Below are 1,271 nucleotides of genomic sequence, written 5' to 3'. Positions count from 1 at the left end.
AACCGTATATTCTGCGTATGACTATCGACGCCGAATCGTTCTATACCGCACTGGCCCACCCGCTGCGCCTGCGCGCTCTGTTGCTTCTGCAACAGGAGGGGGAGCTGTGCGTCTGCGAGTTGACCCACGCGCTGGGGGTGTCGCAACCGATGATCTCCCGCCACCTGGCGCAGTTGCGCCAGAGCGGTGTGGTTGGCGATCGCCGCCAGGGATTGTGGATCTATTACCGCCTGCACGAGGCGTTGCCCGCCTGGGCCAATCAGGTGCTGGCCGCGACCGCCGACGGGGTGGCCGATCAATCGCCCTATACCGATGACCGCCAGGCCCTGGCCGGCATGCCGGATCGGCCGGGCACCGCCTGCTGCGCCTGACTTCTCTCTGATTAATAACAACACGCGACGGAGTCCTGGATGAATATTCTGTTTCTTTGTACCGGCAATTCCTGCCGTTCGCAGATTGCCGAAGGCTGGGCGAAACAATTTGCCCCGTCGGACTGGATCATTGAATCGGCCGGTATCGAGGCACACGGCAAGAACCCGCGTGCCATCGCGGTGATGGCCGATGCGGGCGTGGATATCGCGCAACAGGAATCGACCAGACTCACCTCCGATATGCTCGAACACGCCGATTACCTGGTGACCGTCTGTGGCCACGCCGATGAAAACTGTCCGGTGCTGCCGGCCAATACCCGCAAGGCGCACTGGCCGCTGGACGATCCGGCCAAAGCCACCGGCAGCGAGGACGAAATCATGCAGGTGTTTCGCACGGCCCGCGACGATATTCGCCGCCGGGTCGAGGAACTGGTACAACGTCTGAAGGCAGAGCAATGAGCGCACAGTGCGAAACCACCGCGAAAAAGTCCGCCGGGGCCGGGATGGGTTTTTTCGAACGCTATCTGACCGCCTGGGTGTTCCTGTGCATTGTGGTCGGTATCGGCCTGGGGCACTTTTTCACCGACACGTTTCAGGCTGTCGGTGCACTGGAGATCGCCCGGGTCAACCTGCCGGTGGCGGTGCTGGTGTGGCTGATGATCATTCCCATGTTGCTCAAGGTCGATCTGCGTGCCCTCAAAGGGGTGACGCAATACTGGCGTGGGGTGGGCGTGACGTTGTTCGTCAACTGGGCGGTGAAGCCCTTTTCAATGGCGTTGCTGGGCTGGCTGTTTATCGGCTGGCTGTTTTACGACTGGCTGCCGGCCGATCAGATCGACAGTTACATCGCCGGACTGATCATCCTGGCCGCCGCGCCCTGTACCGCGATGGTGTTTGTCT

3 protein-coding genes are annotated in these 1,271 nt (G+C 61.4%); all 3 read left to right on the top strand.

The genetic code is table 11. The features are described 5' to 3' along the window. Positions 1-371, top strand: a 371-nt coding sequence (locus RI563_RS12710; protein WP_411293583.1) for a metalloregulator ArsR/SmtB family transcription factor, incomplete at its 5' end; no start/stop codon positions are given. 39 nt (positions 372-410) lie between these two features. Next, the gene (gene arsC, locus RI563_RS12705; RefSeq protein WP_310694754.1) at positions 411-830 is read left to right on the top strand and encodes an arsenate reductase (thioredoxin); all 420 of its coding nucleotides are present in this window, start codon (positions 411-413) and stop codon (positions 828-830) included. A 44-nt stretch (positions 831-874) separates the two neighbouring features. Next, on the top strand, positions 875-1,271 hold a 397-nt coding region (locus tag RI563_RS12700; protein WP_411293584.1), incomplete at its 3' end, for an arsenic resistance protein.

The sequence above is a fragment of the Thiohalophilus sp. genome (genome assembly GCF_031581315.1).
In the GTDB taxonomy this organism is placed as follows: Bacteria; Pseudomonadota; Gammaproteobacteria; order UBA6429; family Thiohalophilaceae; genus Thiohalophilus.
This window is presented reverse-complemented; position numbering and strand designations above follow the sequence as displayed.

Bases quoted from the DNA above. Each gene is read 5' to 3' on its own strand.
- arsC (WP_310694754.1), top strand. From the start codon at position 411: ATGAATATTCTGTTTCTTTGTACCGGCAATTCCTGCCGTTCGCAGATT.